The following is a 24,656-nucleotide window of genomic DNA, read 5'->3' on the forward strand; positions in this document are numbered from 1 at the left end:
GGATGGGCAGAACGTACGGCGTCGGTTTTCCACCACCCCCGTCACCGAGGGAGAACGCATGGCCATCGCCCACCGCCGGATCGGCACCGGACCCGTCCGCGTCATCGTGCTGCACGACTGGTTCGGGACCTCCGCCAACTGGGGCTCCGTGCTCGACTACCTGGACCCGCAGGGGTTCTCGTACGCCTTCCTCGACTACCGCGGCTACGGCGATCGCCGGGACGTCCCCGGCCGCTACGGCCTCCCCGAGATCGCCGACGACGTCCTCGCCCTCGCCGACGAGCTGGGCTGGGACACCTTCTCCCTGCTCGGCCACTCCATGGGCGGCAAGGCCGCCCAGCAGGTGCTGGCCCGCGCCCCCGAGCGCGTCGAGAAGCTGATCGGGCTCACCCCCGTCCCCGCCGGGCCGTACCCGATGGACGAGGCGACCCACGCCCTCTTCTACGGGGCCGCCGAGGACCCCGCCAACCGGCGGACCATCCTCGACCTGGTCACCGGCAACCGGGCGAGCCGCCACTGGCTGGAGCGCATGGTCGGCCACTCCCTCGACGTCTCCCGCCCCGAGGCCTTCGCCGGCTACCTCGCCGACTGGCAGACCCGCGACCTGTCCTCCGAGATCAAGGGCAGCACCGTGCCGGTGCTCGTCCTGGTCGGCGAGTACGACCTGGCCCTGACGGCCGAGGTGATGCGCGCCACCTGGCAGGCCTCGTACCCGAACTGCAGAATCGTCACGATCCCCGGCGCCGGCCACTACCCGCCCCACGAGACCCCGGTGGCCTTCGTCACGGAGGTGGAGGCCTTCCTGCGCGGCTGATCCGGACCTGTACCCGGCCCCGGAAAAGCCCGTAGGGGGTACGAGGCGAACCTCGTACCCCCTACGGGACCGAAAGGGTGAGTGACGGGACTTGAACCCGCGGCCACCTGGACCACAACCAGGTGCTCTACCAGCTGAGCTACACCCACCACGAAGGGCGGCGGACCGCCCGTTCGTTGTGCATGCACAGCATAGCCGATCCGCGGGGTGGTCCCGCGACGGGTTATCCGGCGGCCCGGGCACCGGCCGCGAGCGCCCCCTCGGCGCGGGCCGCGGCGCGGGCGACCGCCGCGACGGCCAGCGCCCGGACCACCGGATGCGGACGCGAGCCGTCCCCGGCGAGCTCCGGCTGGAAGAGGGTCGCCAGGAAGAACGGGTGCCCCGGCAGCTCCGCCATCCGCACCGCACCGTCCTCGTCGTGCCCCGACAGCCGCAGCCCGTGCGCGGCGAGCACCGGCAGGTGGCGGGGCGCCGGACCGTAGTGGCAGTGGTAGCGCTCCGTCGACCGCTCCGCCCCGAGCGCCGACTCGGCCAGCGAACCGGGCTCGGCCCGCACCAGCGCCTCGTGCCCGGCCAGCGAACAGGCCAGCGGGGCGATCAGCGGGTCCTCCGCCCCCGGGTCGTTCTCGGCGTGCGCGGCCCCCGCCAGCCCGCACACGTGGCGTGCGTACTCCAGCAGCGCGTGCTGGAAGCCGCCGCACGTCCCGAGGAAGGGGACGCCCTCCTCCCGGGCCACCCGCACCGCCGCCAGCGCCCCCGCCTCGCTCGCGTACGGGCTGCCCGGCAGCACCCACACCGCGTCGAACCCGGCCAGGGTCCCCGCCGCGGCCTCCGCCTCCGCCGCCGCGGTCGGGATCCAGCAGGCGTCCAGCACCAGCCCCTCCCGCTCGGCCAGCGCGTCGAGGAGGAGCGGGATCCGGGTGTGGGACTCCACGTGCGGGGAGCGGTCGCCGACGAGGGCGATCCGGGCGACGGTCATCCGGGCGGTGGACGGGATGCGAGCCCGCTGCGAAGTGGTCATGCGGATCATCCTGTGGCCCGCTCCCGCTTCAACGCCAACGATTGTTCCCGGACCGTCGATAAGCAACGCTGATGGGCGGCGTCGACGGGCACCGCTGGCATCCTGCGGGGCATGGACCCGCACCTCCTGCGCACCTTCACCGCCGTCGCCCGCCTCGCCTCCTTCTCCGCCGCCGCACGCGAACTCGGCTACACCCAGTCCGCCGTCTCCCAGCACATCGCCGCCCTCGAAGCCGACCTGCGCACCGAACTGCTCACCCGGCGGCCCGTCGCCCCCACCCCGGCCGGCGCCCGCCTGCTGGAGCACGCCCGGCCGCTGCTGCTGCGGCTCGACGCCGCCCGCGCCGACGTCCTGCGCCTCGCCGCCGCCCCGCCCGGCCGGATCACCCTCGCCGCCTCCCCGCTCGCCGCCGCCGGCCCCCGGCTGCTCGCCGCCCTGCCCGCCACCGGCGTAACCCTGCGCGTCCTGCCCCCGGCCCGGGTGCCCGCCGCCGTCGCCGCCGGGGACTGCGACCTCGGGCTCGTCGACGGGCTCGCCGCCCCGAGCGACCCGCTGCGGCTGCCCGACGTGGCCCCGCTGCGGGTCACGCTCGTCGACGGGCTCGCCGCCCCGAGCGACCCGCTGCGGCTGCCCGACGTGGCCCCGCTGCGGGTCACCGGCGTCGGCGAGGAGGAGCTCGCCGTCCTCTTCCCCGCCGGACACCCCTTCGCCGCCCGGGACTCCGTCCGGCTCGACGACCTCGCCGACGCCCGCTGGCTCGACGCCCCGGACGTGGGGCTGCCGCTCACCACCGGACGCCGCGCCCTGCGCTACGACGGCACCGACCTGCACGCCCTGTGCGCCCTCGCCGCCGCCGGCCACGGCCTCGCCCTGCTGCCCCGCCGCGTCGCCGAGGCCGCCCGCGCCGGGACCGCCGTACCGCTCGCCGCACCCCGCCTCGTGCACCGTACGGAGCTCGTCGCACCCGCCGGACCGTCCGGCGCGGCCGCTGCGCTCGCCGCACGCCTCACGGCAGGATCCCCCTCATGACCACACCGACTCCCGACCCGGCCGCCCACGCCGAGCCCGAGGCCTTCACCACCGCCGACTACGCCGCCCGGATGGCCGCCGCCGCACAGAGCGCCGCCGACGCCGGACTCGCCGGGCTCCTCATCGCCCCCGGCCCCGACCTCACCCACCTCACCGGCTACCGCCCGACCGCCGAGACCGAACGGCTCACCCTGCTCGTCCTCGCCGCCGGCCAGGACCCCGTACTGGTCGTGCCCGCCCTGGAGGCCCCCGACGCGGCGAAGGCACCCGGCGCGGACGCCCTGAACCTGCGCGACTGGACCGACGGCAAGGACCCCTACCGGGTCGCCGCACCGCTCCTCGACGTCAGCGGCCGCTTCGGCGTCAGCGACAACACCTGGGCCCTGCACCTGCTCGGCCTGCAGAGGGAGTTGCCCGCCACCACCTACGCCCCGCTCACCGACGCCCTGCCCATGCTCCGCGCCGTCAAGGACGAACGGGAACTGGCCCGCCTCGCGGCCGCCGGAGCCGCCGCCGACGCCGCCTACGCGCAGATCCTCCACGTCCCCTTCGCCGGCCGCCGCGAGAGCGAGGTCGCCGCCGACCTGGCCGGGCTGCTGCGCGTACACGGCCACTCCCAGGTCGACTTCACCGTCGTCGGCTCCGGCCCCAACGGCGCCAACCCGCACCACGAGGCCGGTGAACGCGTCATCCGGCACGGCGACATGGTCGTCCTCGACTTCGGCGGCCTCAAGCACGGCTACGGCTCCGACATCTCCCGCACCGTCCACGTCGGCGAGCCCACCCCCGAGGAACAGCGCGTCCACGACATCGTCCGCGCGGCCCAGCAGGCCGGCTTCGCCGCCGTCCGGCCCGGCGCGAGCTGCCAGGACGTCGACCGGGCCGCCCGCGCCGTGATCACCGAGTTCGGCTACGGCGAACGCTTCATCCACCGCACCGGCCACGGCATCGGCGTCACCACCCACGAACCGCCGTACATGGTCGAGGGCGAGGAGCAGCCCCTCGTCCCCGGCATGTGCTTCTCCGTGGAGCCGGGCGTGTACCTGCCCGGCCGGTTCGGCGTCCGGATCGAGGACATCGTCACCGTCACCGCGGACGGCGGCCGCCGCCTGAACAACGCGCCGCGCGAGATGGCCGTCGTGGGATAGCCCTACGGCCCGAGGACCACCGCCGACTCGCCCGGCACGTGGATCCGCCCGTCCGGACCCGGATGCTCCACCGGCTCCCAGGACGCCAGCACCCGCACCCCGTTGCGGCCCAGCGCCACCGTCACCGACTCCGTCGACAGGTTCACCACCACCCGCACCTCCCCCCGCCGGAACGTCAGCCAGCGGCGCTCCTCGTCGTACGCGACCCGGACCGCCGCCAGGTCCGGGTCACGCAGGTCCGGGTGGGTGCGGCGCAGCCGGATCAGGGTCCGGTACCACTCCAGCAGCCAGGCGTGCGACTCCCGTTCCGGTTCCGCCCAGTCCAGGCAGGACCGGTCCCGGGTCGCCGGGTCCTGCGGGTCCGGGACCTCTTCGGCCTTCCAGCCGTGCGCCGCGAACTCCCGGCGCCGGCCGCTGCGCACCGCCTCGGCGAGTTCCGGGTCGGGGTGGTCGGTGAAGTACTGCCAGGGCGTGCCCGCCCCCCACTCCTCGCCCATGAACAGCATCGGCACGAACGGCCCCGTCAGCGCCAGCGCCGCCGCGCACGCCAGCAGCCCGGGGGAGCAGGAGGCCGACAGCCGGTCGCCCAGGGCCCGGTTGCCGACCTGGTCGTGGGTCTGGGTGTAGCCGAGGAAGCGGTGCGCGGGGGTGCGGCGGCGGTCCACCGGCCGGCCGTGGGTGCGGCCCCGGAAGGAGGACCAGGTGCCGTCGTGGAAGAACGCCCGCGTCAGGGTCTTGGCGACGGCGCCGAGCGGCGCCTCGGCGAAGTCGGCGTAGTAGCCCTGCGATTCACCGGTCAGCGCACAGTGCAGGGCGTGGTGGAAGTCGTCGTTCCACTGCGCGTGCATCCCCAGGCCGCCGGCCGCGCGCGGGGTCGTCAGCCGCGGGTCGCACTGGTCGGACTCGGCGATCAGGAACAGCGGCCGCACGGTCTCCGCCGCCAGCGCGTCCACGGCGGCCGACAGCTCCTCCAGGAAGGACAGCGCCCGCCCGTCGGCCAGCGCGTGCACCGCGTCCAGCCGCAGCCCGTCGATCCGGTAGTCCCGCAGCCAGGCCAGCGCGCTCCCGATCAGGTACGCCCGGACCTCGTCCGAGCCGGGCGCGTCCAGGTTCACCGCCGCGCCCCAGGGCGTGTGGCGGGTGTCGGTGAAGTACGGGCCGAAGGCGGGGAGATGGTTGCCGGAGGGGCCCAGGTGGTTGAGGACCACGTCCAGCACCACCCCGAGCCCGGCCGCGTGCGCGGCCTCCACGAACGCCGCCAGACCCGCCGGGCCCCCGTACGGCTCGTGCACCGCCCACGGCGCCACCCCGTCGTACCCCCAGCCGTGCCGGCCCGGGAAGGGGCACACCGGCATCAGCTCCACGTGCGTGACACCCAGCCCGGCCAGGTACCCCAGGCGGGCCGCCGCGGCCTCGAAGGTGCCCTCGGGGGTGAAGGTGCCGACGTGCAGCTCGTACAGGACCGCGTCCTGCAGCGGCACGTGCGGTGCGGGCACGTGGGGGGTGAGGGCGGTGAGGTCCACCACCGCCGACAGGCCCTCCGTACCGTCCGGCAGCCGCCTGCCGCGCGGATCGGGCCGGACCACCGGATCGTCGCCCAGCCGGAACCCGTACCGGTCGCCGTCGGCCGCCGGGGCCTCGGCCACCCACCAGCCGGAGCGGCCCGGGGCCGGGTCGGGGGCCATGTCGTAGGTGGTGTCGTTCAGTCGCATGGCGACCCGACCTGTCAGCGGTGCCCACACCTCGAACTGCACGGACGGTCCCCTCGTCTCCGGCGGTGTCCAGCATGCGTAATCGTGCCCGTATCGTGCCCATCATTCCGGGCCCGGCGGGGGAGTTCTGGACACTCCGCACCCGACGGGCCGACAATCACCCTGTGACGTCGAGTTTCGAGTTCCCCGCCTACCCCGCCCCGCGGCTCTCCGACGCGGAGCGGGACCGGGCGCTGGGCCAGCTCAGGGAGGGTGCGGCCCTCGGGAAGCTGTCGCACGACACCTTCCTGCGGCGCATGGAGCTCGCGCTGGTCGCCCGGCGCTCCGAGGACCTCGCACCCCTCCTCGCCGACCTCCACACGCGCCCGGGCCCGCTCGGACCCGAAGCCCCCTGGACCAACCGGCTGTTCGGCTGGGTCGGCCGCGCGTCGGCCGTCTCCGCCGGGGTGCGCCGGGCCTGGCAGGTGGAACGCCTGCCCAAACTGCTCTTCCCCCACCCGGCCGCCGGCCCCCTGCGGATCGGCCGCGACCCGGGCAACGGGCTGCGCCTCAGCCACGAGACCGTCTCGCGGGCGCACGCCGAGCTGAGCATGCGGGACGGGACCTGGCTGCTGCGGGACCTCGGCTCGACCAACGGCACCACCGTCAACGGGCGCCGGGTGACGGGCGCGGCGGTCGTACGGCCGGGCGACCAGGTGGGGTTCGGGCGGATGAGCTTCCGGCTCTCGCAGGACTGAGCGGCCGGAGCCGGAGCCGGAGCCCGAGGCCGAGCCCGAGCCGGGCCAGGTTCGGGCCGGGGGTGGTTCCGGTGGCGGGCGGGCTTGCGCTCCGGCCCCCGGCCCGCTTTCACCCCGGCCAGGGGCCCGGCAGGATGCCCTCATGGATCACACCGGCATCGTGCGCCCCGCCCGCCCCGAAGACCTCCCGCGCCTCACCGAGCTCATCCACGAGCACGTCGCGTACGAGAAGTCGGCCGCCCGCCCGGCCGGCCTGGCCGACCGGCTCGGCCCCCGGCTGTTCGCCGAGGACGCCCGGCTGTGGGTGCTGCTCGCCGAGACCCCCGGGGGCACGGTGGCCGGATACGCCGCCTGCTCGGAGGAGTTCGCGTTCTGGGACGCCCGCCACTACCTCCACATGGACTGCCTCTACCTCGCCGAGGAGGCCAGGGGCCACGGCCTCGGGGCCGCCCTGATGGACGCCGTGGCCGGCCTCGCCCGCGAACAGGGCCTCGAACACGTCGAGTGGCAGACCCCCGACTGGAACGAGGGCGCGATCCGCTTCTACGACCGCCTCGGCGCCGCGGGCCGCCCCAAGCGCCGCTACGCCTGGCCGGTCTGAAGACAGCGGTACGCGGCCAGGACCGTCCGGGACTGGTGTTCCACCTGCGTGGCCACCGGCACCCAGCGCGCCCGGAAGCGGGCCGAGAACTCCTCGCACCACTCCGTCACCAGGCGGTCCAGGCCGGGCGCCGCCGGATGCGCCTGGCCCCGCAGTACGCGCAGCAGCATCGCCGCCGCGCGCAGCGTCAGGCGCCGCCCGAAGGCGTCGAGGCTGCCGAGGGAGGCCGTGGTGGCCTCCGCCGGCACCCCGGGTCCCGTCCACGCGGCGGCGACGTCCGGGATCAGCCCCAGCGTCCAGTCCACCGCCCGCAGCAGCGCGGCGGCGCCGGGCCCGTCACCAGGGACCCCCTCCCGCAGCCCCGCCACCCGCGCCGCCTCGCCGGTCAGCCGCTCCGCCAGCACGCGCAGGGCGCCCCGCGGGTCGGGGTGCGGGGCGGGGTCGTCCACCAGGTCGGAGGCCCACATGGGCACCTCGACGATCGCGGTGGTCCCGCGGTGGCGGTGGCACCAGGTGCTGCGCCGGGTGTCCTCGCTCCCGTCCCGCGGCATCACGAAGATCCCGGGCCCGGGGGAACCCCAGCCCGCGGCGTCGGAGGCCCCGGTCTCCACCGGGATCCGCAGCTCGGCGGCCGACTTCCCGAAGGGCTCGGCGAGCCCGGGCACGTCGCGCGTCAGCTGGACCCAGGACCCGCCGAGGTCCGTACCGTGCAGGGAGACCTGCAGGGCGGGCCGGAGTTCGTCGAGGAGCGCGGTCAGGGTGCGCGTCTCGGGCGGGAGCCGGTCCGGGGGGAGTAAGGACGGCGCCCACTCGGGCTGCTCCGGCCCGGGCGGGCGGTAGAAGCCGCGGTGGTAGTCCAGCAGGGAGTACGGGCGCGGCGTGCGGTGCAGGCCCGCGCCGTCGGGGTCGGCGCAGAGCAGGAAGTGCCAGCCCGCCCCGCCGCCCCCGGCCCGGATCACCCGCCGGGCGAGGTCCAGCGCGGTCGCCCCGCCGACGGGCTCGTTGGCATGGGCCCCGGCGACGACGAGCACCTCCCCGGGCCGGCCGCGCCGCCCGTCGACGGAGAGCAGCCAGAGCGGCTTCCCGCCCCGGGAGACGCCGGCCTGCCGCATCCGCACCCGCCCGGGGTGCTCTTCCGCCAGCGCCCGGCCGGCCAGGGCGAGTTCGTGCGGGGTGGGGTAGCGCATGTCAGGGAGGAGGGTCACATGGTGCCCATGCCCGCCACACCGGCCGGCTACTGCTCCGCGGGGGTCGAATGTGTGTGCCGCTGGGGGGTGGGGAGGCGGGGTTCCGGCTGGGCGGCCTCGGGGACGGTTCGGGGGTTTCCCGGCAGTCCCATCGTCCTTCCGTGTCGGGCCGGTCCCTCAAGGGCGCTCCCTCCGGTCGCGTCACTGCGTGATCGCCTTCGGCGACCCTTGACCGACCGGCCCGCCCCGGAAAGACAAAGGACTGCCGGGAAGCCCCCGAAGGAACGGTCACCGGGGGAGCGTCGGAGGGGCGGGTCCCTCAGGGAGCGGGCGGGGGGCCGGGCGTCGGCCGGCCGGGCATCCGGACCCCCACGTCTGCGATTCCGAGCCGGGCGCCCGGCAACCCGCACGAGAGGTCGACCGGAGGGCTCTGGGGAGCCTTCGGGCGCCACAGATCGCTACGCGCTTCTGCCGGCTCGGCGGCCGGCCGCCGTCCGGGGCTGATATCCGCGCCTGGATGTCGGCGGCCGGCTCACAGGCGGCGCTGGGCCGCCTCCAGGAGCTCCCCGACCGTGGAGTTGAACGCGATGGCGGCCTGCGGTGCGTGGCGGGGGATCAGGTTCACGATGAGCTCGAACAGCGGGAGCAGGTGCTCGGACTTGCGGATCCCGCCGCCGACGATCACCACGTCCCACGGCTTCCTGGTCAGCGCGGCGACGAGGGTGGACTCGACCTGCTCGTCGTGGACGACCAGCTCCATGGCCGCGTCGATGCCGTGCTCCCCGAACCGGGCCATCTCCGCGTCGAGAGCCGCCTGGAGGGCCGATCCGTCGATACCGGGGATCGCCTGGGGTTCGTATCCGATCAAAAGTGTAGAAGGCATGTAGTGAACCTAACGAAGTCCGGAGGGGGGTGGTCGGTTTCCGGACATCCGGCCTCAGCCGGCCGCCAGGGCGGCCCGCAGCAGCTGCATGGAATCCGGCGCGCATCCGATCAGGACGGTCCTGTCCCCGTCACGGCACTCGGCCACCTCCCAGCCGAAGTGCACCAGCCGGGAGTCGGCGTGCCGGTCCTTGGGCCGGACCCGGACCAGGCGCAGCGCCGGGATCCGGCTGCGGTGGAGCTCCGGGAACTCCGTGGGCGTCACGTGCAGCTTCGGGCCCGAGACCCAGAGGTGCACCAGGGCCTGGTTGCGGCAGTACGAGCGGTCGCCCAGGACGCAGGCGGGGAAGCCGACCCGCTCCCCCCGGGCGGCCGCCCGGCCCCGGTTCCGGGACCTGCGGCGCTCGTCGGCCCACGACAGCACCGCCCCGCCGACGAGTTCGAGAAGGAATCCCAGCATCGGTCCACCATCGACCGGCGGACGGGCGGGGACAAGGCGGAAGTCAGCCCCACTTCTGGCGGTCCGACCGGTCGCAGGGGCGGGCGCGCAGGCCACCGGGGCCGTCGTCCAGGCACTGGCCGGTGCCGGCGCTCCTGACCTCCACCGACGCGTCGGCCCACGCCGTGACCTTCCACCTCTGGGACGGGGACTTGCCGCACGAGCGGGCACTGAGGCCCGTGTCGTCGCCCTCCAGGCAGGCGCCGGTGGCGTGGTTCCTGAGCGTGCCGGTGCCGTCCGGGAGGGGGTGGAAGGTCCAGCGCTGGTAGCTCATGCCGTTGGGCGGGAAGGAGCGCAGGCCCTGGTCGAGGCTGTGGTCCAGGCAAGTGCCCGTGGAGCGGTTGACGAAGATCCGGACCACGTCGTTCGACGCCGCCGCGGCCCCGGCACGCGGCTCCTCGGGAGCCGGTTCCGGCGGCCACAGGAGGAGCCGGCACAGTCCCGCGCCCAGGAGCAGCCCGGCCAGGGCGGCTCCCGCCGGCCAGGTCCAGCGGCCCCGCCACCACGGGGCGGCCCGGGGCGGCGGAGCCGGCGGCGGCGCGGGCTGGCTGCGGTCGGCCGCCTCCCACAGGGCCCGGTACTCCGCGGGATCGGCACCCAGCGCCCGGCACAGGTCCCGGACGGTGTTCCACGGCGGGACGGTGCTCCCGCGCAGGTAGCGGGAGAGCGAGGAGTCGCTGATCATCACCTCGGACTCCAGGGAGCGCAGCGTACGGCCGGACCGCTGCTGCAGAGCCTTCAGCGCACCACCCAGTTGCTGCCCCGGGCTGCGCCCGTCGACGTCCGCCATGCTCGCCCCTGTCCCGGGATGGTCATGTCCCAGCAGGTCAGAAGGTTAGGGATCCCGACTCGGGCGAAGCAAACGGGACACCGTTGCGAGGCCCCGCCGGACCCCCGCAGACTCGGCACCAGCCGGCTCCCAGTCGAGTGAGCGGCGAACCCCATCAGCGCCGGACCGGCGCATTCCCCTGCCGGAAAACGGAGAACGGGCATGTCCTTGAACCTCACCCGCCGCGTGGCCACGGCCGCGTTGACCACCATCCTCTCTCTCGGCTCCCTCGCCCTGACCGCGCCCACCGCCCCCGCGGCCACCACCGTCCAGGCCGAGGCGGCACCCCGCGTCAGCCGGGCGGAGGTCATCGCCCGGGCCAAGACCTGGCTGACCGCCAACAACGGCCGCCCGGTGCCCTACAGCCAGAAGAAGCACTGGAAGGACGGCTACCGGCAGGACTGCTCGGGCTACGTCTCCATGACCCTCGGCCTGCGCAAGCCCGGCCCGAACACCGTCTCCCTCAAGAAGGACGGCTTCACCCGGCGCATCGCGATGAAGGACCTGGCCCCCGGCGACCTGGTCATCAAGGCCGACAGCGACAGCGCCGACTTTCGCCACGTCGTCATCTTCGACGGCTGGGCGAACGGCGCGCACACCGCCTACAAGTCCTACGAGCAGGCGGGCGGCGTCGGCACCCGCTGGAAGCAGCACTCGTACGGCGTGAACGGCCGCGACGGCTACCACGCCTACCGCCCCGTCAACATCACCAACTGACCGAGGAGCACCGCCATGAGCCTCACCCGTACGACCGTCCTGACGGGCATCCTGCTCGCCACCACCCTGCTCACGGCCACCACCACGGAGGCCGCCTCCCTCGACAGCGTCCAGACCTTCCGCAACGGCGCGACCTCCGCCTGCCTCGACGACAGTGACGCCGGTGTCCGCACCTACGCCTGCCTGGGCAACGACCACCAGAAGTGGAACGTCCACCAGTGGGCCGACGGCACCCGCGAGCTGAGGAACCGCAAGACCGGCCTCTGCCTTACCGACCACCCGCGCGGCACCGCCTCGGCGCAGCCGTGTGACAAGGCCAAGGACGAGAGCTGGATCGTCCACCGCTACCCGGACGGAGCAGTCGAGTTCAGGAACCAGGCGACCGGCCTGTGCCTGGACGACAGCCCCCAGCACCACCTGCGCACCTTCCCGTGCGGTACCCACGCCCAGAAGAGCCCCTACCAGACCTGGCACTGACCACCCCGGGCCTGACCTCCCCCGAGGGAGGTCAGGCCCGGCGGGGGGACAACCCCACCCCCACCATCCGGACAGCAGGATCGCCAGGGACAGCCGAACCCGGAAATGCTGGGCATACAACCAATCTCCCCACCATTGCGCAGGAGTTGACCCATGCCCCAGCGAAGCACCTTCCTGCGGGTGGCGGCCGCCGCCGCCGCGATCACCGCCCTCTTGGCCACGTCCGCGACGGCCGCCCCCCGCCCGGACCCGGTCCGGCAAGGCCTGGACGCCCTCGTCCGGACCGACCACCTCCCCGGCGCACTTGCCGCCGTGACGGGCCGCGACGGCCGCACCCGCACCTACACCGCCGGCGCCGAGGAGGGACACGTGCGCATCGGAAGCAACACCAAGACCTTCACCGCCGTGGTCGTGCTCCAGCTGGTCGGCGAAGGAAGGATCGGCCTCGACACCCCGGTCGACACCTACCTCCCGGGACTCGTACCGGGCGAAGGGATCACCGTCCGCCAGCTCCTCCAGCACACCAGCGGACTGCCCGACTACGAAGCGGACGTCACCGACGACATCCTCGGCCGCCGGTACCTCGAACCCCGCGACGTCCTCGACATCGCCCTCCGGCACAAGGCCGCCTTCCCCCCGGGCACCGGCTGGGCCTACAGCAACACGAACTACGTGGTGGCGGGCCTGATCGTCCAGAGGGTCACCGGACGCCCCCTCGGCGAGGAGATCGACAAGCGCGTCATCCGGCCCCTCGGACTGCGCCACACCTACTTCCCGGCGCCCGGCGACACCACCATCCGGGAGCCCCACCCGGCGGGCCACCACCAGGACGCGCCGGGCGCGCCGGTGCGCGACGTCACGGACATCGACCCCTCCGCGGCCTGGGCCGCGGGCCAGATGATCTCGACGAACTCCGACCTGAACCGGTTCTTCACCGCACTCCTGACCGGCCGCCTCCTCCGGCCCGCCCAGCTCGCCGAGATGCGCACCACCGTCCCCCTCGGCGACACGGGCGCCGGCTACGGCCTGGGCCTGATGAGCCGTCCGCTGTCGTGCGGCGGCGTCTACTGGGGCCACGGCGGCGACATCACCGGCTACGAGACCCGTGGCGGAGTCACCGAAGACGGCCGCGCCGCCGCCAACGTCACGGTGACCATCGACCCGACCGACGGCGCGACCACCAAACACGTCGAAGCCCTGGTGGACACCGCCCTCTGCCGCAACGCCTGACCGGCCGCTTCCCTCGCCGTCCTGTTCGCCCTCTGGTGCGGGTATCAGCCCCGGACGGCGGCCGGCCGCCGAGCGGGGAGAAGCGCGTAGCGATCTGCTGCGCCTGGACGCCGACCTCGCTGCTCTGCTCGTCCCCTGCTGCGGGAATCAGCCCCGGACGGCGGCCGGCCGCCGAGCCGGGGGGAGCGCGTAGCGATCTGTGGCGCCCGAAGGCTCCCCAGAGCCCTCCGGTCGACCTCTCGTGCGGGTTGCCGGGCCCCGGCTCGGAATCGCAGACGTGGGGGTCCGGATGCCCGGCCGGCCGGCGCCCGGCCCCCCGCCCGCTCCTTGAGGGACCCGCCCCTCCGACTCTCCCCCGGTGACCGTTCCTTCGGGGGCTTCCCGGCAGTCTTTCGGCGTTCCGGGGCGGGCCGGTCGGTCAAGGGTCGCCGAAGGCGATCACGCAGTGACGCGACCGGAGGGAGCGCCCTTGAGGGACCGGCCCGACACGGAAGGACGATGGGACTGCCGGGAAACCCCGAACCTTCTCTGATCCGGACGGCATGGAGCCCGCTACCCCCGCCCCCGCCCCCGCACCAGCACCGCCACCGGCAGCCCCTCCAGCAGCTCCGCAAGCACCACCCGCCCCTCGTACGCGGCACCCCCCGCACCCCCGGCACCCCCCACCACCCCCCACCGCCCCGGGGGCAGGTCCAGGGCGGTGTCCCGCCAGCCGCCGGCCGCGGCCAGGCGGTGGGAGAGGCGGGTGGCCACCGCGATGAGGCCGGGCGGGCGGGTGAAGGCCAGGCAGTGGCCGGCCGCGGGGCCCCGGGCGGCGAGGGGGGCGTACCCGGCGAACAGCCCGGGCCGGTCGCGGCGCAGCCGTAGGAGGGCCGCCGTCAGCGCGAGCTTCTCCCGCGGGAGGTCCGCCGGGGCGGCGCCGGCGTCCAGGGCGGCCAGTGCCTCCCGGGGGAACTCGGCGGGGCGGCGGTTGTCGGGGTCGACCAGCGCCCTGTACTCGTACTCGGCGCCCTGGTACACCTCCGGAACCCCCGGCATCGCCAGGTGCAGCAGGGTCATCCCCAGCACGTTGGCGCGGGCCGCCTCCGCCAGGTCAGGCGGCAGCTCCACCGCCTCCCGGGGCACCAGGTCCGCGATCCGCGCCTCGTACTCCTCGTCGGGGTCGGTCCAGGAGGTGTACACCCCCGCCTCCCGCGCGGCCTTCAGCAGGGCCGCCGCAAGCCGGGACTCCCGTTCGGGCGCCCCGCCCAGCCCGAGCGCGCTCTGCCGGGCCACCCACGCCAGCCGCGGATCCGCCCTCGACACCCCCTCCGGCACTCCCGCCACCCCCATCGCCTCCGGGGCCTGCGACAGCACCGCGATCCGGGCCCGTACGTCCGCGCTGCGCTTCGTGTCGTGCGTGGACAGCACCGTCCCCGAGGCGGGCCAGTCCCGTTCCAGCCCGGCGCAGTACGCGTGGAACTCGGCGACCGACACCGCCGGGTCCCCGGGTTCCCCGCCCACCTCGGTGGCCGACAGCAGCGGCGCCCACCGGTAGAAGGCGCGGTCCTCCAGGGACTTGGCGCGCAGGGCCGCCGAGGTCTGGGCGAAGCGCGCCGCGAAGGCGGGGTCCCGCAGCAGCAGCGCCCGTACGCCCTCCACCGCGCGGGCCCCCGCCCGCGCGGCGGCCCGCTCCAGGGTCCCCGCAGACGGCCCCGGGCCGCCCGGGTACGTCCGGTACACGGGCAAGGCGAGCAGCAACTCCCGTACACCGCCCGCCAGTTCCGGCCCGGCCCAGCGCTCCAGCAGGGCCAGCTCGGCGGCCAGGTCGACGGTCAGCACCTCCCGCGTCGCGGCCGCGGCGGTCTCCTCCCACGAGGCGGCGCCACCCCCGGACTCCCCGCACTCCCCGTACGCGCGGGCCAGCCGCTCCGCCCCCGCCGGGTCGGTGAACACCCCGTCGACGCGGTGCAGCGCGTCGTACCCGGTGGTGCCGGCCACCGGCCAGGACGCGGGCAGCTGCTCCCGGCGGGCCAGGATCTTCTCCACGACCACCCAGCAGCCGTCCCCGGCCGCGGCCCGCAGCCGCCGCAGGTACTGCTCCGGATCCGCCAGCCCGTCGACGTGGTCGATCCGCAGGCCGGACACCACCCCGTCCCGCACCAGCTGGAGCACCTTGGCATGGCTCGCCGCGAACACGGCGGGGTCCTCCACCCGCACCCCGATCAGGTCGGAGATGGTGAAGAAGCGGCGGTAGTTGAGCCCCGTCCGGGCCTCGCGCCACCATGCGGCCCGGTACCACTGCGCGGCCAGCAGCTCCGGCATCGGCAGCGAGGCGGTGCCCGCCCGCAGCGGGAACTCGTGCGCCCCGTACCGGAGCACCCCCGCGCCGCGGTCCACCCGGCCCTTCCCGGCCTCGTCCTCCCCGCCCAGCACCGGCAGCAGGACCTGCCCCCCGCCGCCCTCCCAGTCGATGTCGAACCACCGCGCGTACGGCGACTGCGGCCCCTCCCGCAGCACCTCCCACAGGGGCCGGTTGAGCCGCAGCGGCACCGGTACCGCCATGTGGTTCGGGACGATGTCCAGGACCAGCCCGAGCCCGTGGGCCCGGGCGGCCGCCGCGAGCGCGCGCAGACCCCGCTCGCCGCCCAGCTCGGCCCGTACCCTGGCGTGGTCGGTGACGTCGTACCCGTGCTCCGAGCCCGGCACCGCCTCCAGCACGGGGGACAGGTGCAGGTGTGACACGCCGAGCGAGGAGAGGTACGGTACGGCTGCCCCGGCCGCCGCGAACGTGAAGCGCGGGCCCAGCTGGACACGGTAGGTCGACGCCGGAACGACCGGCGTCTGAACACCGGATTCCGATTGGCTGATTGAATACCCCAGGCTCATGAGAACGTACGTACCCAGCCCGCACGATTCCGTGCCATTACCCAATGCATCCGGGTGACTGCGCCGCGTTAGTGTCGATCAAGTGGTTGGAACCGTCAGTACCTATCGTCACGTCATCGCCCTGACCGGGCCCCTACTCCCGCTCGTCTCCTTCTTCGCCCGACTGCCCGTCGCGATGTCCCAGTTCGGGAGCGTCCTGCTGGTCGCCGAGACCAGCGGCTCGCTCGCCACCGCCGGAATCGTCGGCGGCACCCTCTCCGCCGGCCAGGTGGTCTTCGGCCCCCTCCTCGGACGCCTCGCCGACCGCCACGGGCAGCGGCCCGTCGTCCTCGCAGCGGCGGCCGCCAACGCCCTCGCCACCGGCGCGCTCGTGGCCGGCGCCCTCGGCGGGCTCGCGACCGCCCCGCTCGCCGCGATCGGCGCCGTCACCGGGGCCTCCGTGCCCCTGATCGGGCCGCTCGCCCGCACCCGTTCCGTCGCGCTCGCGCACCGTGCGAAGGCCGACGAGAAGACCGTCGGCGCCGTGCACTCGCTCGAAGGCACCCTCGACGAGGTCTCGTTCGTCTTCGGCCCGGCCCTCGTCGGCCTCGCCGCGCTCGTGGCGCACCCGGCCGTCGCCCTCGGCGGCGCCGCCGCCCTGGTGGCCGTCTTCGGCACCGCGTACGCCCTGCACCCGACCGCCGCCGTCACGGCCGGGACCCCCGCGCCGGAGCGGACCGACGGGGCCCTGCGCGCCCGGCAGCCCCGCGTGGTGCACGCCGTACGCGGCTCCCTCGCCCTCCAGGGCGCCATGTTCGGCGGCTGTCAGGCCGGAATCGCCTCGCTCACCGCGCAGTTGGGCGTCCCCGGCCAGGCCGGCATCGTGTACGCGGCCATGGGCGTCGTCAGCGCCGCCGTCGGCCTCGCGCTCGGCGCGCTGCCCGCCCGCTTCGGACTGCGGCTGCGCTGGCGGGTGGCCACCGGCGCCGCGCTGCTCCTCTCCGTGCCGCTGCTGTTCACCGAGACCCTGTGGCCGCTGTACCTGGTCGTCACCGTCCTCGGCGCCGCGTACGCCCCGCACCTGATCACCGCGTTCGCGCTCACCGAGCGGGTGGTGGAGCCCGCCCGGCTCGCCGAGTCGATGGCCTTCGCCGCCAGCTCCCTGGTGGCCGGGCAGGCCGCCGCGCTGGCCGTCTCCGGGCGGCTCGCCGAGTCGTACGGGCCCGCCGGGGCCTTCGCCGTCGCGGTGGGCGCGGCCGCGCTGTGCCTGGTCATCGCCCTCGTCACCCGGGTGCCGTCGGCCCGGCCCCAGGCCCCTGCCCCGGACCGGGCCCCGGCCCCGGCCCCTCCGAAGCTGTTCATCCCGGCCCAGCGCACCGGCTCCCCGGAGGACTCGGCCGCCGGCTCTGGGACCGGCTACGCCGGCCGCTGAAGCACCACCAGGCACCGTCCCGTCAGGGCCACCCGGTCCCCGGCCGCGTACTGCGGCCCGGTACCGGGTGGCAGTACCTCCGCCCGCGCCGTGTCCACGACCAGCCGCCAGTGCGCCCCGTGGCCGGCCGGGACGGTGAAGTCCTGCGGTTCGGCGCCCGCGTTGAACATCAGCAGGAACGAGTCGTCGGTGATCCGCTCCCCGCGCGAGCCCGGCTCGGAGATCGCCTCCCCGTTGAGGAACACGGTCAGCGCCCGCGCGTGCTGCGCCTGCCAGTCCCGCGCCCGCATCTCCTCGCCGTGCGGGGTGAACCAGGCGATGTCGGAGAGTTCGTCGTGCGTGCCCTCCACCGGCCGGCCGTGGAAGAACCGGCGCCGCCGGAACACCGGGTGGTCGCGGCGCAGCCACACCATCCGCCGGGTGAACTCCAGCAGCGAGGGCGGCGGTTTGCCGGGCTCGGGCCAGGTCACCCAGGACAATTCGTTGTCCTGGCAGTAGGCGTTGTTGTTGCCCTCCTGGGAGCGGCCGAACTCGTCGCCGTGGCTGAGCATCGGCACGCCCTGCGACAGCATCAGGGTGGCGGTGAAGTTCCGCATCTGCCGCTCGCGCAGCTCCAGGATCCCGGGGTCCTCCGTCGGCCCCTCGGCCCCGCAGTTCCAGGACCGGTTGTGGGTCTCCCCGTCCCGGTTGCCCTCCCGGTTGGCCTCGTTGTGCTTCTCGTTGTACGAGACCAGGTCGTTCAGGGTGAAGCCGTCGTGGCAGGTGGTGAAGTTGATGGAGGCCAGCGGCCGCCGCCCGTCGTCCTGGTAGAGGTCGGAGGAGCCCGTCAGCCGTCCCGCGAACTCCGCGAGGGTGCGCGGCTGCCCCCGCCACAAGTCCCGTACGGTGTCGCGGTACTTGCCGTTCCACTCGGTCCACAGCGGTGGGAAGTTCCCCACCTGGTAGCCGCCCTCGCCCAGGTCCCAGGGCTCCGCGATCAGCTTCACCTGGCTGACCACCGGGTCCTGCTGCACCAGGTCGAAGAACGAGGACAGCCGGTCCACCTCGTGGAACTGCCGGGCCAGGGTGGCCGCGAGGTCGAAGCGGAAGCCGTCCACGTGCATCTCGGTCACCCAGTACCGCAGCGAGTCCATGATCAGCTGGAGGACGTGCGGGGAGCGCATCAGCAGCGAGTTCCCGGTGCCGGTGGTGTCCGTGTAGTGCCGGGGGTCGTCCGCGAGCCGGTAGTAGGAGGCGTTGTCCAGGCCGCGGAAGGACAGCGTCGGGCCCAGGTGGTTGCCCTCGGCGGTGTGGTTGTAGACCACGTCGAGGATCACCTCGATGCCGGCCTCGTGCAGGGCCCGCACCGCCGACTTGAACTCCAGCACCTGCTGGCCCCGGTCACCGGAGGCGTAGCCGTTGTGCGGGGCGAAGAAGCCGATGGTGTTGTAGCCCCAGTAGTTGCTGAGCCCGTCGTTCACCAGGCGGTGGTCGTTGACGTACTGGTGCACGGGCATCAGCTCCAGCGCCGTCACCCCGAGCTTCGCCAGGTGCCCGATCACCGCCGGGTGCGCGAGCGCCCCGTAGGTGCCCCGCAGCTCCTCCGGGAGGTCGGGGTGGCGCATGGTCAGGCCCTTCACGTGCGCCTCGTAGAGCACCGTGTGGTGGTACTCGTGGCGCGGCGGCCGGTCGTTGGCCCAGTCGAAGTACGGGTTCACCACGACCGAACTCATGGTGTGCGGGGCCGAGTCCAGGTCGTTGCGGGAGTCCGGCCGGCCGAAGTGGTAGCCGTACACCTCCTCGCCCCAGGACACCTTCCCGCTGATGGCCCGCGCGTACGGGTCCAGCAGCAGCTTCGCCGCGTTGCAGCGCTGCCCGCGCTCGGGCTCGTACGGGCCGTGCACGCGGAACCCGTACCGCTGGCCGGGCATGATCCCCGGCAGGTAGGCGTGGCGGACGAAGGCGTCCGTCTCGCGCAGCTCGACGGCGGTCTCCGAGCCGTCGTCGTGCAGCAGGCACAGCTCGATGCGCCGGGCGACCTCGGAGTAGACAGCGAAGTTGGTGCCCGCGCCGTCGTACGTGGCGCCCAGCGGATACGCCTGCCCCGGCCAGACTTGCATGGTTAACGACTCTTCCCGTCCTGGTCCGGCTCGGTCCGGTCCGTGATCCGGCTGGATCCGGCACGGATCGCGTCTCTGCCAGATCTTCCCCGAAAGAGGGTCCGCACGCGTGGACTTGGAATGCTGCCGACGGGTGAACCGGAGAGCTGATATGAGGGTCAACGGACTGTCCGGGCATCACATAATGGGTCAACGGACAGCCGGACCAGGGGACCTGACGTCACATGGGACGGCTTCGGGCTGCGTCGGGCCGCGTGCGCGGAGTACCCTTCCGTGATCACTGGAGACGGGCGTCCAGACGCAGAAGGCGGTGCACGGGTGAGCTCGGGAGGTCTGGAGCTGCCCCCTGGTGACAGCGGTCACGAGGGTGGCCCGGTGGACGCCGCGGGCGGTCCGGGCGGTACGTCCGGCGGCGCGCCGGGCGCTGCGGCGGCCGGGGCGGCGGTGTCGCTGGCCCCGCAGGCGGCCGGGGACGCGCGGGCGGGGGCCGAGCTGGACTGGGGCGCGGACGCGTGGAGCGAGGTCCGTACGCGGGCCCAGCGCGCGGGCCGTGCGTACATCTGGCTGAATCTCATCGAACAGCGGCTGCGGTCGGTGGTCGGCGCCGTGCTGCGGCCCGTCTACGAGCCGGTGCACGGAGGGGACGACTGGGTCGTCGCCGCGGCCGGCCCCGCCGGGCAGGAGTGGGTGCAGCGGGCGGTGGCCGTGCGCGAGGTCAGCCGGCGCAAGGGCTACCTCCTCGACCCGGCCGACGACAACGTGCTGAGCTTCCTGACGCTCCCGCAGCTGCGGGAGCTGATGGTCCAGCACTGGCCCTGCTTCGAGCCGTACTTCGACGACCGGCGCGAGATCGAGCTGGCGCTCGACGAGCTGGAGGTCACCCGGAACGTGGTCTCCCGCAACCGGGCGCTGTCGCGGGCGGTGCTGGAGCAGGCGGAGCGCGCCTCGGCGCGGCTGCTGGAGGTGCTGGGCGCCGGCTCGGGCAGCCCCTCGGCGGACCGGCTGCCGATCGACGCCGTCGAGGACCTGGTCGGGGACCGGTACGCGGACGTCATCTCGGTCCACCCGGACCGGGTGCGGCTGCAGCGGCAGCTGCCGGCGGAGGACCTGTTCGGGGGCGCCCGGCGGCTCGACGCCATCGGCATAGGCCTCAACCTGCTGGTGCAGAACTTCTCGGGGCGCAGGCTCGTCCGGCTGACGGAGGCGGGCTGCCGGGTGCGGCTGCTGTTCCTGAACCCGGCGAGCAGCGCGGTCAAGCGGCGCGAGCGGGAGCTGGGGCTGCGCAAGGGCGAGCTGAGCCGGTCGGTGGAGATGAACATCCTGCACGTGCGCAGGGTGCGGGCGGGCCTGAAGGACCCGTCGCGGTTCGACATCCACGTCTTCGACGAGACCCCGCGCTTCACCGCCTATCTGGTGGAGGGGCAGTCCTCGGGCATCGCGGTGGTCCAGTCGTACCTGCGGCGGGCCCGGGGGATGGAAGCGCCGGTGCTGGTGCTGCGCGGGGGCGGGCGGGGCGTGCCGAAGGACGCCGACCACGGGCTGTTCCAGACGTACCGGGAGGAGTTCGAGTCGGTGTGGGAGGACTCGCGGCCGGTGTCGTGAGGGCGGTGCCGCGGGGCGGGCCTACCAGGTCGGGTCGGGGCCGGCCTCCGGGGGGTGCCCCGGCCGGGTGTCAGTGGCGCGTGGCAGGCTGAAACGCGTTGACCGGAAACACGGGGGAGGGGCGCGTCATGGAGGCGTGGCACGGGGGAGCGCTGGTCGGGTTCGACCTGGAGACGACCGGAACGGAGCCGGGGGAGTCCCGGATCGTGACGGCCGCGGTGGTCGAGGTGCGGGGCGGCGAGGTCCGCGCGCGGCGCGGCTGGCTCGCGGATCCGGGCATACCGATCCCGGGGGAGGCCGCGGCGATCCACGGGATCAGCACGGAGCGGGCCGTCGCCGAGGGCCGCCCGGCCGGGGAGGTCGCCGAGGAGGTCGCGGCGGCGCTGGTGGAGCACTGGCGCGGCGGCGCGGTGGTCGTCGCCTACAACGCGGCCTTCGACCTGACGCTGCTCTCGGCCGAGCTGGCCCGGTACGGGCTGCCCTCGCTCGCCGACCGGCTGGGCGGGCCCGAGACCGGGCCGGTGGTGGACCCGCTGACGATAGACAGGGCCGTGGACCGCTTCCGGCGCGGCAAGCGGACGCTGGAGGCGGTGTGCGGGGTGTACGGGGTCACCCTCGACGCGGCGCACGACGCGGGGGCCGACGCGCTGGCGGCGGTCCAGGTCGCCCGGGCGATAGCCGCCCGGCACCCGGAGGTCGCCGCGCTCAGCCCGGCCGAGCTGCACGACCGCCAGGGCGGCTGGCACGCCCGCTGGGCCCGTGACTTCCAGTCCTACCTGCGCCGCCAGGGCAGCCCGGACGCGGTGATCGACACGGCCTGGCCCCTGCGCGGCCTGCTCCCGGCCCCGGCCCGGGCCTGAGCCCTGCTCGGACGTGAGCCCTCCGCCGGGGCGGGGCCGCCGCGCAGGGGCGGGTGGACCAGCGAGCGCGGCGAGGTGGCGGCGAGGGTCCACGGCCCCGTCCCCGGCCTGAGCCCCCTGGGGGTGGCGCCGCCCGGCACGCGGCCCGGACGTCGCGGCGGCGGGGGTCGCCGTACGCGTCGCCGCGGGGATGCGCGCGGTGGTGCCCGGGCCGCCCGCCGGGTTTCCGTGCCCGGGGCGGACCGGCGCGGTGTGTGCGCGGGGTGACCGGGGCCCGCCCCGGGCGAGCCGCCGCCCCCGACGGCTGTGCAGGGGCCCGGGCGCGTGCCGAACGCGGTCCTTGCGACCGGGTTCCCTGACGGGGCGGCGCGGAAGGCGGCGGCAGGCCCCCTTGCGGCACGCCACGCCGAAGCGGCGGCCGGCGGCCCGGCGGGGTTCCAGGGTGTCCACACCCTGGCGCCGTCCGCCCGGAGAGTGGGCCCGCGGCTCCCCCGGCTACCGCTGGGAGGGGCCCCAGGTGCCGTGCATCGGCGCGTCGGCGGGGCGCCCTTGTACTGGACGTACTCGGGTGCTCCGCCAACGCGGCGAGGTGCGGTGCCGGGCGGCGCGGGTCTGGGGGTACCTCCCAGCGGTAGCCGGGGGAGCAAGATCCGGAAGAGACGGCCTAGAAGGGGTGCCAGCGGGCTTCCGTGTCGCCTTCGCGGAGTGAGGCCACGCGGCGGCGGAACTCGGCGAGGGCCTTCGGGCTGGCGGGGGCGTGCTGGGCGACCCAGGCGCAGCTCGCCGTCTCGCGGGCGCCGCGCAGGACCGCGCAGCCCTCCCACTCCCGGACGTCCCAGCCGTACGCCGCCGTGAAGGCCTCGTAGGCGGCGGCCGGCATCCCGTACCGGTCGCGGGACAGGGCCATCACCACCAGGTCGTGTTCGCGCAGGTCCGAGGAGACGGTCTCCAGGTCCACCAGGACCGGCCCGTCCGGGCCCACGTGCACGTTGCGCGGCAGGGCGTCGCCGTGGACGGGGCCGGGGGCCAGGTGCGGGGTGAGCGCGGCGACCTCGCCCGCGTAGGCGTCGCGCCGGGCGCGCAGGTACGCCGCGTCCGCGGGGTCGACGGCGTCGCCGGCCAGCCTGAGCCACCGCTCGACCCCGCCCAGCAGGTCCCGCGCGGGCAGCGCGAAGGAGGGCGCGGGCAGCGCGTGCAGCTGCCGGAGCAGCGCCGCGAGGTCCTCGGGGCCGGCCGGGCGCACCGGGTCCGGGAGCCGGTGCCAGACGGTCAGCGGGTGCCCGCCGATCAGCCGGGGCTCGGGTTCGGCGGCCCGGACCGCCGGGATCCCGGCCTCCGCGAGCCAGCCGGCCACCGCGAGTTCCCGCTGGGCCCGTTCCAGCAGGGCCGCCTCGCGGCCCACCTTGACCACCAGGCCGCCGGCCGCGAAGACGGCGTTCTCGCCGAAGGCGAGCAGCTCCGGGCGGTCCGCCCCGGTGCCCGCGAGTCCCGCCTGCGCCAGTACGTCCCTGGCCCGCGCCTCGTCCATGCGTTCGTCTCGTCCTTCGCCGGATCGTCGTGATCACCGTGAGTCCGCCCAGTCTCGCATTCCGGGCCCGGGCGGGCCCGACGGGCTCCGGTGCCGCCCGATGGGGCGGGAATCGGCCAAGGCATCGACTTTCGGGCAGGCCGGCCCGGCCGGAGCCATTTCAATTGCACGAGACGTCTCGTCTCGTTATGGTCGGCTCATGACTTCAGCAGCCAAGCCCGCACACATCGCCATGTTCTCCATCGCCGCCCCCGGGCACGTGAACCCGAGCATCGAAGTGATCCGGGAGCTCGTCGCCAGGGGCCACCGCGTCAGCTACGCCATCCCCGCCCCCTTCGCCGAGAAGGTCGCGGAGACCGGTGCCACTCCGGTGATCTGGAAGTCCGTCCTGCCCACCGAGGACGAGCCCGAGGCCTGGGGCACCGAGCTCATCGACAACATCGAGCCCTTCCTGAACGACGCCGTCCAGGCGCTCCCGCAGCTCGCCGACGCCTTCGAGGGCGACGAACCCGACCTCGTCCTCCACGACATCACCGCCTACTCGGCGAAGGTCCTCGCCCGCCGCTGGGGAGTCCCCGAGATCTCCCTCTCCCCGAACCTGGTCGCCTGGACCGGCTACGAGGAGGAGGTCGCCGCCCCGATGACGGAGCAACTGCGCGCCTCCGAGCGCGGGCGGGCCTACTACGCGCGCTTCCGCGCCTGGCTCGACGAGAACGGCATCGACGAGGACTCCGACCACTTCGTCGGCCGCCCGCCGCGCAGCATCGTCCTGATCCCCCGCGCCCTCCAGCCGTACGCCGACCGGGTCGACGAGTCCGTCCACACCTTCGTCGGCGCCTGCCAGGGCGACCGCAGCGCCACCCAGGGCACCTGGGAGCGGCCCGCCTCCGCCGAGGGGAAGAAGGTGCTCCTGGTCTCCCTCGGCTCCACCTTCACCAACCAGCCCGCCTTCTACCGCGCCTGCATCGAGGCCTTCGGCGGCCTCCCCGACTGGCACGTGGTCCTGCAGATCGGCAAGTTCACCGACGAGGCCGAACTGGGCGCGGTCCCCGCCAACGTCGAGGTCCACCGCTGGGTACCCCAGCTGGACATCCTGCGCCAGGCCGACGCCTTCATCACCCACGCCGGAGCCGGCGGCAGCCAGGAGGGCCTGGCCACCGCGACCCCGATGGTCGCCGTGCCGCAGGCCGTCGACCAGTTCGGCAACGCCGACATGCTGGCCGCCCTCGGTGTCGCCCGCCGCGTCGACACCGAGGACGCGGACGCCGCCACCCTCCGCGAGGCCGTCCTCGGCCTGCTCGCCGACCCCGAGGTCGCCGTCCGCGCGGAGGCCGTCCGCGCCGGCATGGCCTCCGAGGGCGGTACGCGGCAGGCCGCCGACCTCATCGAAGCCGCACTGTCCTAG

General features: G+C 74.8%; 20 protein-coding genes, 1 tRNA gene and 1 pseudogene. 12 read left to right on the forward strand and 10 right to left on the reverse strand.

What is annotated here, in order from left to right; translation table 11 throughout:
* The first annotated feature begins 58 nt into the window (after positions 1 to 58).
* On the forward strand, positions 59 to 814 hold the full coding sequence (locus AC07A6_RS29030) for an alpha/beta fold hydrolase (protein ID WP_478779115.1): 756 nt from the start codon (positions 59 to 61) through the stop codon (positions 812 to 814).
* A gap of 76 nt (positions 815 to 890) precedes the next feature.
* Here AC07A6_RS29030 and AC07A6_RS29035 read toward each other — a convergent pair.
* Both AC07A6_RS29035 and AC07A6_RS29040 read right to left on the reverse strand, forming a co-directional pair.
* A tRNA-His gene (locus tag AC07A6_RS29035) sits at positions 891 to 963 on the reverse strand.
* Positions 964 to 1,037: 74 nt separating this feature from the next.
* Positions 1,038 to 1,793 carry a CTP synthase C-terminal region-related (seleno)protein gene (locus AC07A6_RS29040; RefSeq protein WP_386273133.1) on the reverse strand — a complete coding sequence of 252 codons (756 nt, stop codon included), beginning with the start codon at positions 1,791 to 1,793 and terminating at the stop codon, positions 1,038 to 1,040.
* Between the two features lie 153 nt (positions 1,794 to 1,946).
* Between AC07A6_RS29040 and AC07A6_RS29045 the strand changes: the two genes are divergently transcribed.
* Together AC07A6_RS29045 and AC07A6_RS29050 are read left to right on the forward strand one after the other, a co-directional pair.
* Positions 1,947 to 2,864: a LysR family transcriptional regulator gene (locus AC07A6_RS29045; protein ID WP_478779116.1), complete on the forward strand. Its 918-nt coding sequence runs from the start codon at positions 1,947 to 1,949 to the stop codon at positions 2,862 to 2,864.
* On the forward strand, positions 2,861 to 4,012 hold the full coding sequence (locus AC07A6_RS29050) for an aminopeptidase P family protein (RefSeq protein ID WP_478779117.1): 1,152 nt from the start codon (positions 2,861 to 2,863) through the stop codon (positions 4,010 to 4,012). Before AC07A6_RS29045 ends, AC07A6_RS29050 begins: the two co-directional genes overlap by 4 nt.
* 2 nt (positions 4,013 to 4,014) lie before the next feature.
* On the opposite strand, the gene treZ is transcribed toward AC07A6_RS29050, so the two are convergent.
* Positions 4,015 to 5,766 (reverse strand): malto-oligosyltrehalose trehalohydrolase, encoded by a 1,752-nt coding sequence (gene treZ, locus AC07A6_RS29055; protein ID WP_478779118.1) that lies wholly within the window; start codon positions 5,764 to 5,766, stop codon positions 4,015 to 4,017.
* A 122-nt stretch (positions 5,767 to 5,888) separates the two neighbouring features.
* Here treZ and AC07A6_RS29060 point away from each other — a divergent pair, with 122 nt between their 5' ends.
* Positions 5,889 to 6,461, forward strand: coding sequence for an FHA domain-containing protein (locus tag AC07A6_RS29060; protein WP_385769623.1), 573 nt, complete (start codon positions 5,889 to 5,891; stop codon positions 6,459 to 6,461).
* 142 nt (positions 6,462 to 6,603) lie between these two features.
* Positions 6,604 to 7,062: a GNAT family N-acetyltransferase gene (locus AC07A6_RS29065; protein WP_362467138.1), complete on the forward strand. Its 459-nt coding sequence runs from the start codon at positions 6,604 to 6,606 to the stop codon at positions 7,060 to 7,062.
* Here AC07A6_RS29065 and AC07A6_RS29070 read toward each other — a convergent pair.
* From AC07A6_RS29070 to AC07A6_RS29085, 4 genes are all read right to left on the reverse strand, one after another.
* On the reverse strand, positions 7,044 to 8,249 hold the full coding sequence (locus AC07A6_RS29070) for a M14 family zinc carboxypeptidase (RefSeq protein ID WP_478779119.1): 1,206 nt from the start codon (positions 8,247 to 8,249) through the stop codon (positions 7,044 to 7,046). The genes AC07A6_RS29065 and AC07A6_RS29070 overlap by 19 nt on opposite strands.
* Before the next feature lie 532 nt (positions 8,250 to 8,781).
* Positions 8,782 to 9,132 carry a hypothetical protein gene (locus AC07A6_RS29075; RefSeq protein ID WP_125814981.1) on the reverse strand — a complete coding sequence of 117 codons (351 nt, stop codon included), beginning with the start codon at positions 9,130 to 9,132 and terminating at the stop codon, positions 8,782 to 8,784.
* Positions 9,133 to 9,186: 54 nt separating this feature from the next.
* The gene (locus AC07A6_RS29080; RefSeq protein ID WP_478779120.1) at positions 9,187 to 9,591 is read right to left on the reverse strand and encodes a hypothetical protein; all 405 of its coding nucleotides are present in this window, start codon (positions 9,589 to 9,591) and stop codon (positions 9,187 to 9,189) included.
* Positions 9,592 to 9,634: 43 nt separating this feature from the next.
* On the reverse strand, positions 9,635 to 10,420 hold the full coding sequence (locus AC07A6_RS29085; RefSeq protein ID WP_478779121.1) for an RICIN domain-containing protein: 786 nt from the start codon (positions 10,418 to 10,420) through the stop codon (positions 9,635 to 9,637).
* Between the two features lie 201 nt (positions 10,421 to 10,621).
* On the opposite strand from AC07A6_RS29085, the gene AC07A6_RS29090 reads away from it, so the two are divergent.
* The 3 genes from AC07A6_RS29090 (at position 10,622) to AC07A6_RS29100 (ending at position 12,883) form a co-directional block, all read left to right on the forward strand.
* A complete protein-coding gene (locus AC07A6_RS29090; protein ID WP_362467142.1) occupies positions 10,622 to 11,176 on the forward strand; it encodes an NlpC/P60 family protein in 555 nt (184 codons plus the stop codon).
* Positions 11,177 to 11,191: 15 nt separating this feature from the next.
* Entirely contained in the window at positions 11,192 to 11,653 is a 462-nt protein-coding gene (locus tag AC07A6_RS29095; RefSeq protein WP_478779122.1) for an RICIN domain-containing protein, read from the forward strand.
* A 153-nt stretch (positions 11,654 to 11,806) separates the two neighbouring features.
* Complete coding sequence (locus AC07A6_RS29100) at positions 11,807 to 12,883, forward strand: serine hydrolase domain-containing protein (protein ID WP_478779123.1); 1,077 nt, start codon at positions 11,807 to 11,809, stop codon at positions 12,881 to 12,883.
* A 552-nt stretch (positions 12,884 to 13,435) separates the two neighbouring features.
* On the opposite strand, the gene treY is transcribed toward AC07A6_RS29100, so the two are convergent.
* On the reverse strand, positions 13,436 to 15,751 hold the full coding sequence (treY, locus tag AC07A6_RS29105; RefSeq protein ID WP_478779124.1) for a malto-oligosyltrehalose synthase: 2,316 nt from the start codon (positions 15,749 to 15,751) through the stop codon (positions 13,436 to 13,438).
* 82 nt (positions 15,752 to 15,833) lie between these two features.
* Here treY and AC07A6_RS29110 point away from each other — a divergent pair, with 82 nt between their 5' ends.
* Entirely contained in the window at positions 15,834 to 17,162 is a 1,329-nt protein-coding gene (locus tag AC07A6_RS29110) for an MFS transporter (protein WP_478779125.1), read from the forward strand.
* Here AC07A6_RS29110 and glgX read toward each other — a convergent pair.
* On the reverse strand, positions 17,147 to 19,261 hold the full coding sequence (glgX, locus tag AC07A6_RS29115) for a glycogen debranching protein GlgX (protein ID WP_362467147.1): 2,115 nt from the start codon (positions 19,259 to 19,261) through the stop codon (positions 17,147 to 17,149). The genes AC07A6_RS29110 and glgX overlap by 16 nt on opposite strands.
* A 318-nt stretch (positions 19,262 to 19,579) precedes the next feature.
* Between glgX and AC07A6_RS29120 the strand changes: the two genes are divergently transcribed.
* Together AC07A6_RS29120 and AC07A6_RS29125 are read left to right on the forward strand one after the other, a co-directional pair.
* Positions 19,580 to 20,863, forward strand: a complete 1,284-nt coding sequence (locus AC07A6_RS29120; protein ID WP_478779126.1) for an SAV2148 family HEPN domain-containing protein — start codon at positions 19,580 to 19,582, stop codon at positions 20,861 to 20,863.
* Between the two features lie 128 nt (positions 20,864 to 20,991).
* A complete protein-coding gene (locus tag AC07A6_RS29125; protein WP_385766001.1) occupies positions 20,992 to 21,723 on the forward strand; it encodes a 3'-5' exonuclease in 732 nt (243 codons plus the stop codon).
* A gap of 664 nt (positions 21,724 to 22,387) precedes the next feature.
* On the opposite strand, the gene AC07A6_RS29130 is transcribed toward AC07A6_RS29125, so the two are convergent.
* Positions 22,388 to 23,251: a phosphotransferase enzyme family protein gene (locus tag AC07A6_RS29130; protein ID WP_478779127.1), complete on the reverse strand. Its 864-nt coding sequence runs from the start codon at positions 23,249 to 23,251 to the stop codon at positions 22,388 to 22,390.
* Between the two features lie 164 nt (positions 23,252 to 23,415).
* Here AC07A6_RS29130 and mgt point away from each other — a divergent pair.
* Positions 23,416 to 24,656, forward strand: a pseudogene (mgt, locus tag AC07A6_RS29135) (macrolide-inactivating glycosyltransferase).

The sequence above is a fragment of the Streptomyces sp. NPDC044002 genome (genome assembly GCF_056434525.1).

Bases quoted from the DNA above. Each gene is read 5' to 3' on its own strand.
- AC07A6_RS29045 (WP_478779116.1), top strand. From the start codon at position 1,947: ATGGACCCGCACCTCCTGCGCACCTTCACCGCCGTCGCCCGCCTCGCC.
- AC07A6_RS29125 (WP_385766001.1), top strand. From the start codon at position 20,992: ATGGAGGCGTGGCACGGGGGAGCGCTGGTCGGGTTCGACCTGGAGACG.
- AC07A6_RS29085 (WP_478779121.1), bottom strand. From the start codon at position 10,420: ATGGCGGACGTCGACGGGCGCAGCCCGGGGCAGCAACTGGGTGGTGCG.
- AC07A6_RS29070 (WP_478779119.1), bottom strand. From the start codon at position 8,249: ATGCGCTACCCCACCCCGCACGAACTCGCCCTGGCCGGCCGGGCGCTG.
- AC07A6_RS29095 (WP_478779122.1), top strand. From the start codon at position 11,192: ATGAGCCTCACCCGTACGACCGTCCTGACGGGCATCCTGCTCGCCACC.
- glgX (WP_362467147.1), bottom strand. From the start codon at position 19,261: ATGCAAGTCTGGCCGGGGCAGGCGTATCCGCTGGGCGCCACGTACGAC.
- AC07A6_RS29075 (WP_125814981.1), bottom strand. From the start codon at position 9,132: ATGCCTTCTACACTTTTGATCGGATACGAACCCCAGGCGATCCCCGGT.
- AC07A6_RS29130 (WP_478779127.1), bottom strand. From the start codon at position 23,251: ATGGACGAGGCGCGGGCCAGGGACGTACTGGCGCAGGCGGGACTCGCG.
- AC07A6_RS29080 (WP_478779120.1), bottom strand. From the start codon at position 9,591: ATGCTGGGATTCCTTCTCGAACTCGTCGGCGGGGCGGTGCTGTCGTGG.
- treY (WP_478779124.1), bottom strand. From the start codon at position 15,751: ATGAGCCTGGGGTATTCAATCAGCCAATCGGAATCCGGTGTTCAGACG.
- AC07A6_RS29100 (WP_478779123.1), top strand. From the start codon at position 11,807: ATGCCCCAGCGAAGCACCTTCCTGCGGGTGGCGGCCGCCGCCGCCGCG.
- AC07A6_RS29040 (WP_386273133.1), bottom strand. From the start codon at position 1,793: ATGACCGTCGCCCGGATCGCCCTCGTCGGCGACCGCTCCCCGCACGTG.
- AC07A6_RS29065 (WP_362467138.1), top strand. From the start codon at position 6,604: ATGGATCACACCGGCATCGTGCGCCCCGCCCGCCCCGAAGACCTCCCG.
- AC07A6_RS29050 (WP_478779117.1), top strand. From the start codon at position 2,861: ATGACCACACCGACTCCCGACCCGGCCGCCCACGCCGAGCCCGAGGCC.
- AC07A6_RS29030 (WP_478779115.1), top strand. From the start codon at position 59: ATGGCCATCGCCCACCGCCGGATCGGCACCGGACCCGTCCGCGTCATC.
- AC07A6_RS29090 (WP_362467142.1), top strand. From the start codon at position 10,622: ATGTCCTTGAACCTCACCCGCCGCGTGGCCACGGCCGCGTTGACCACC.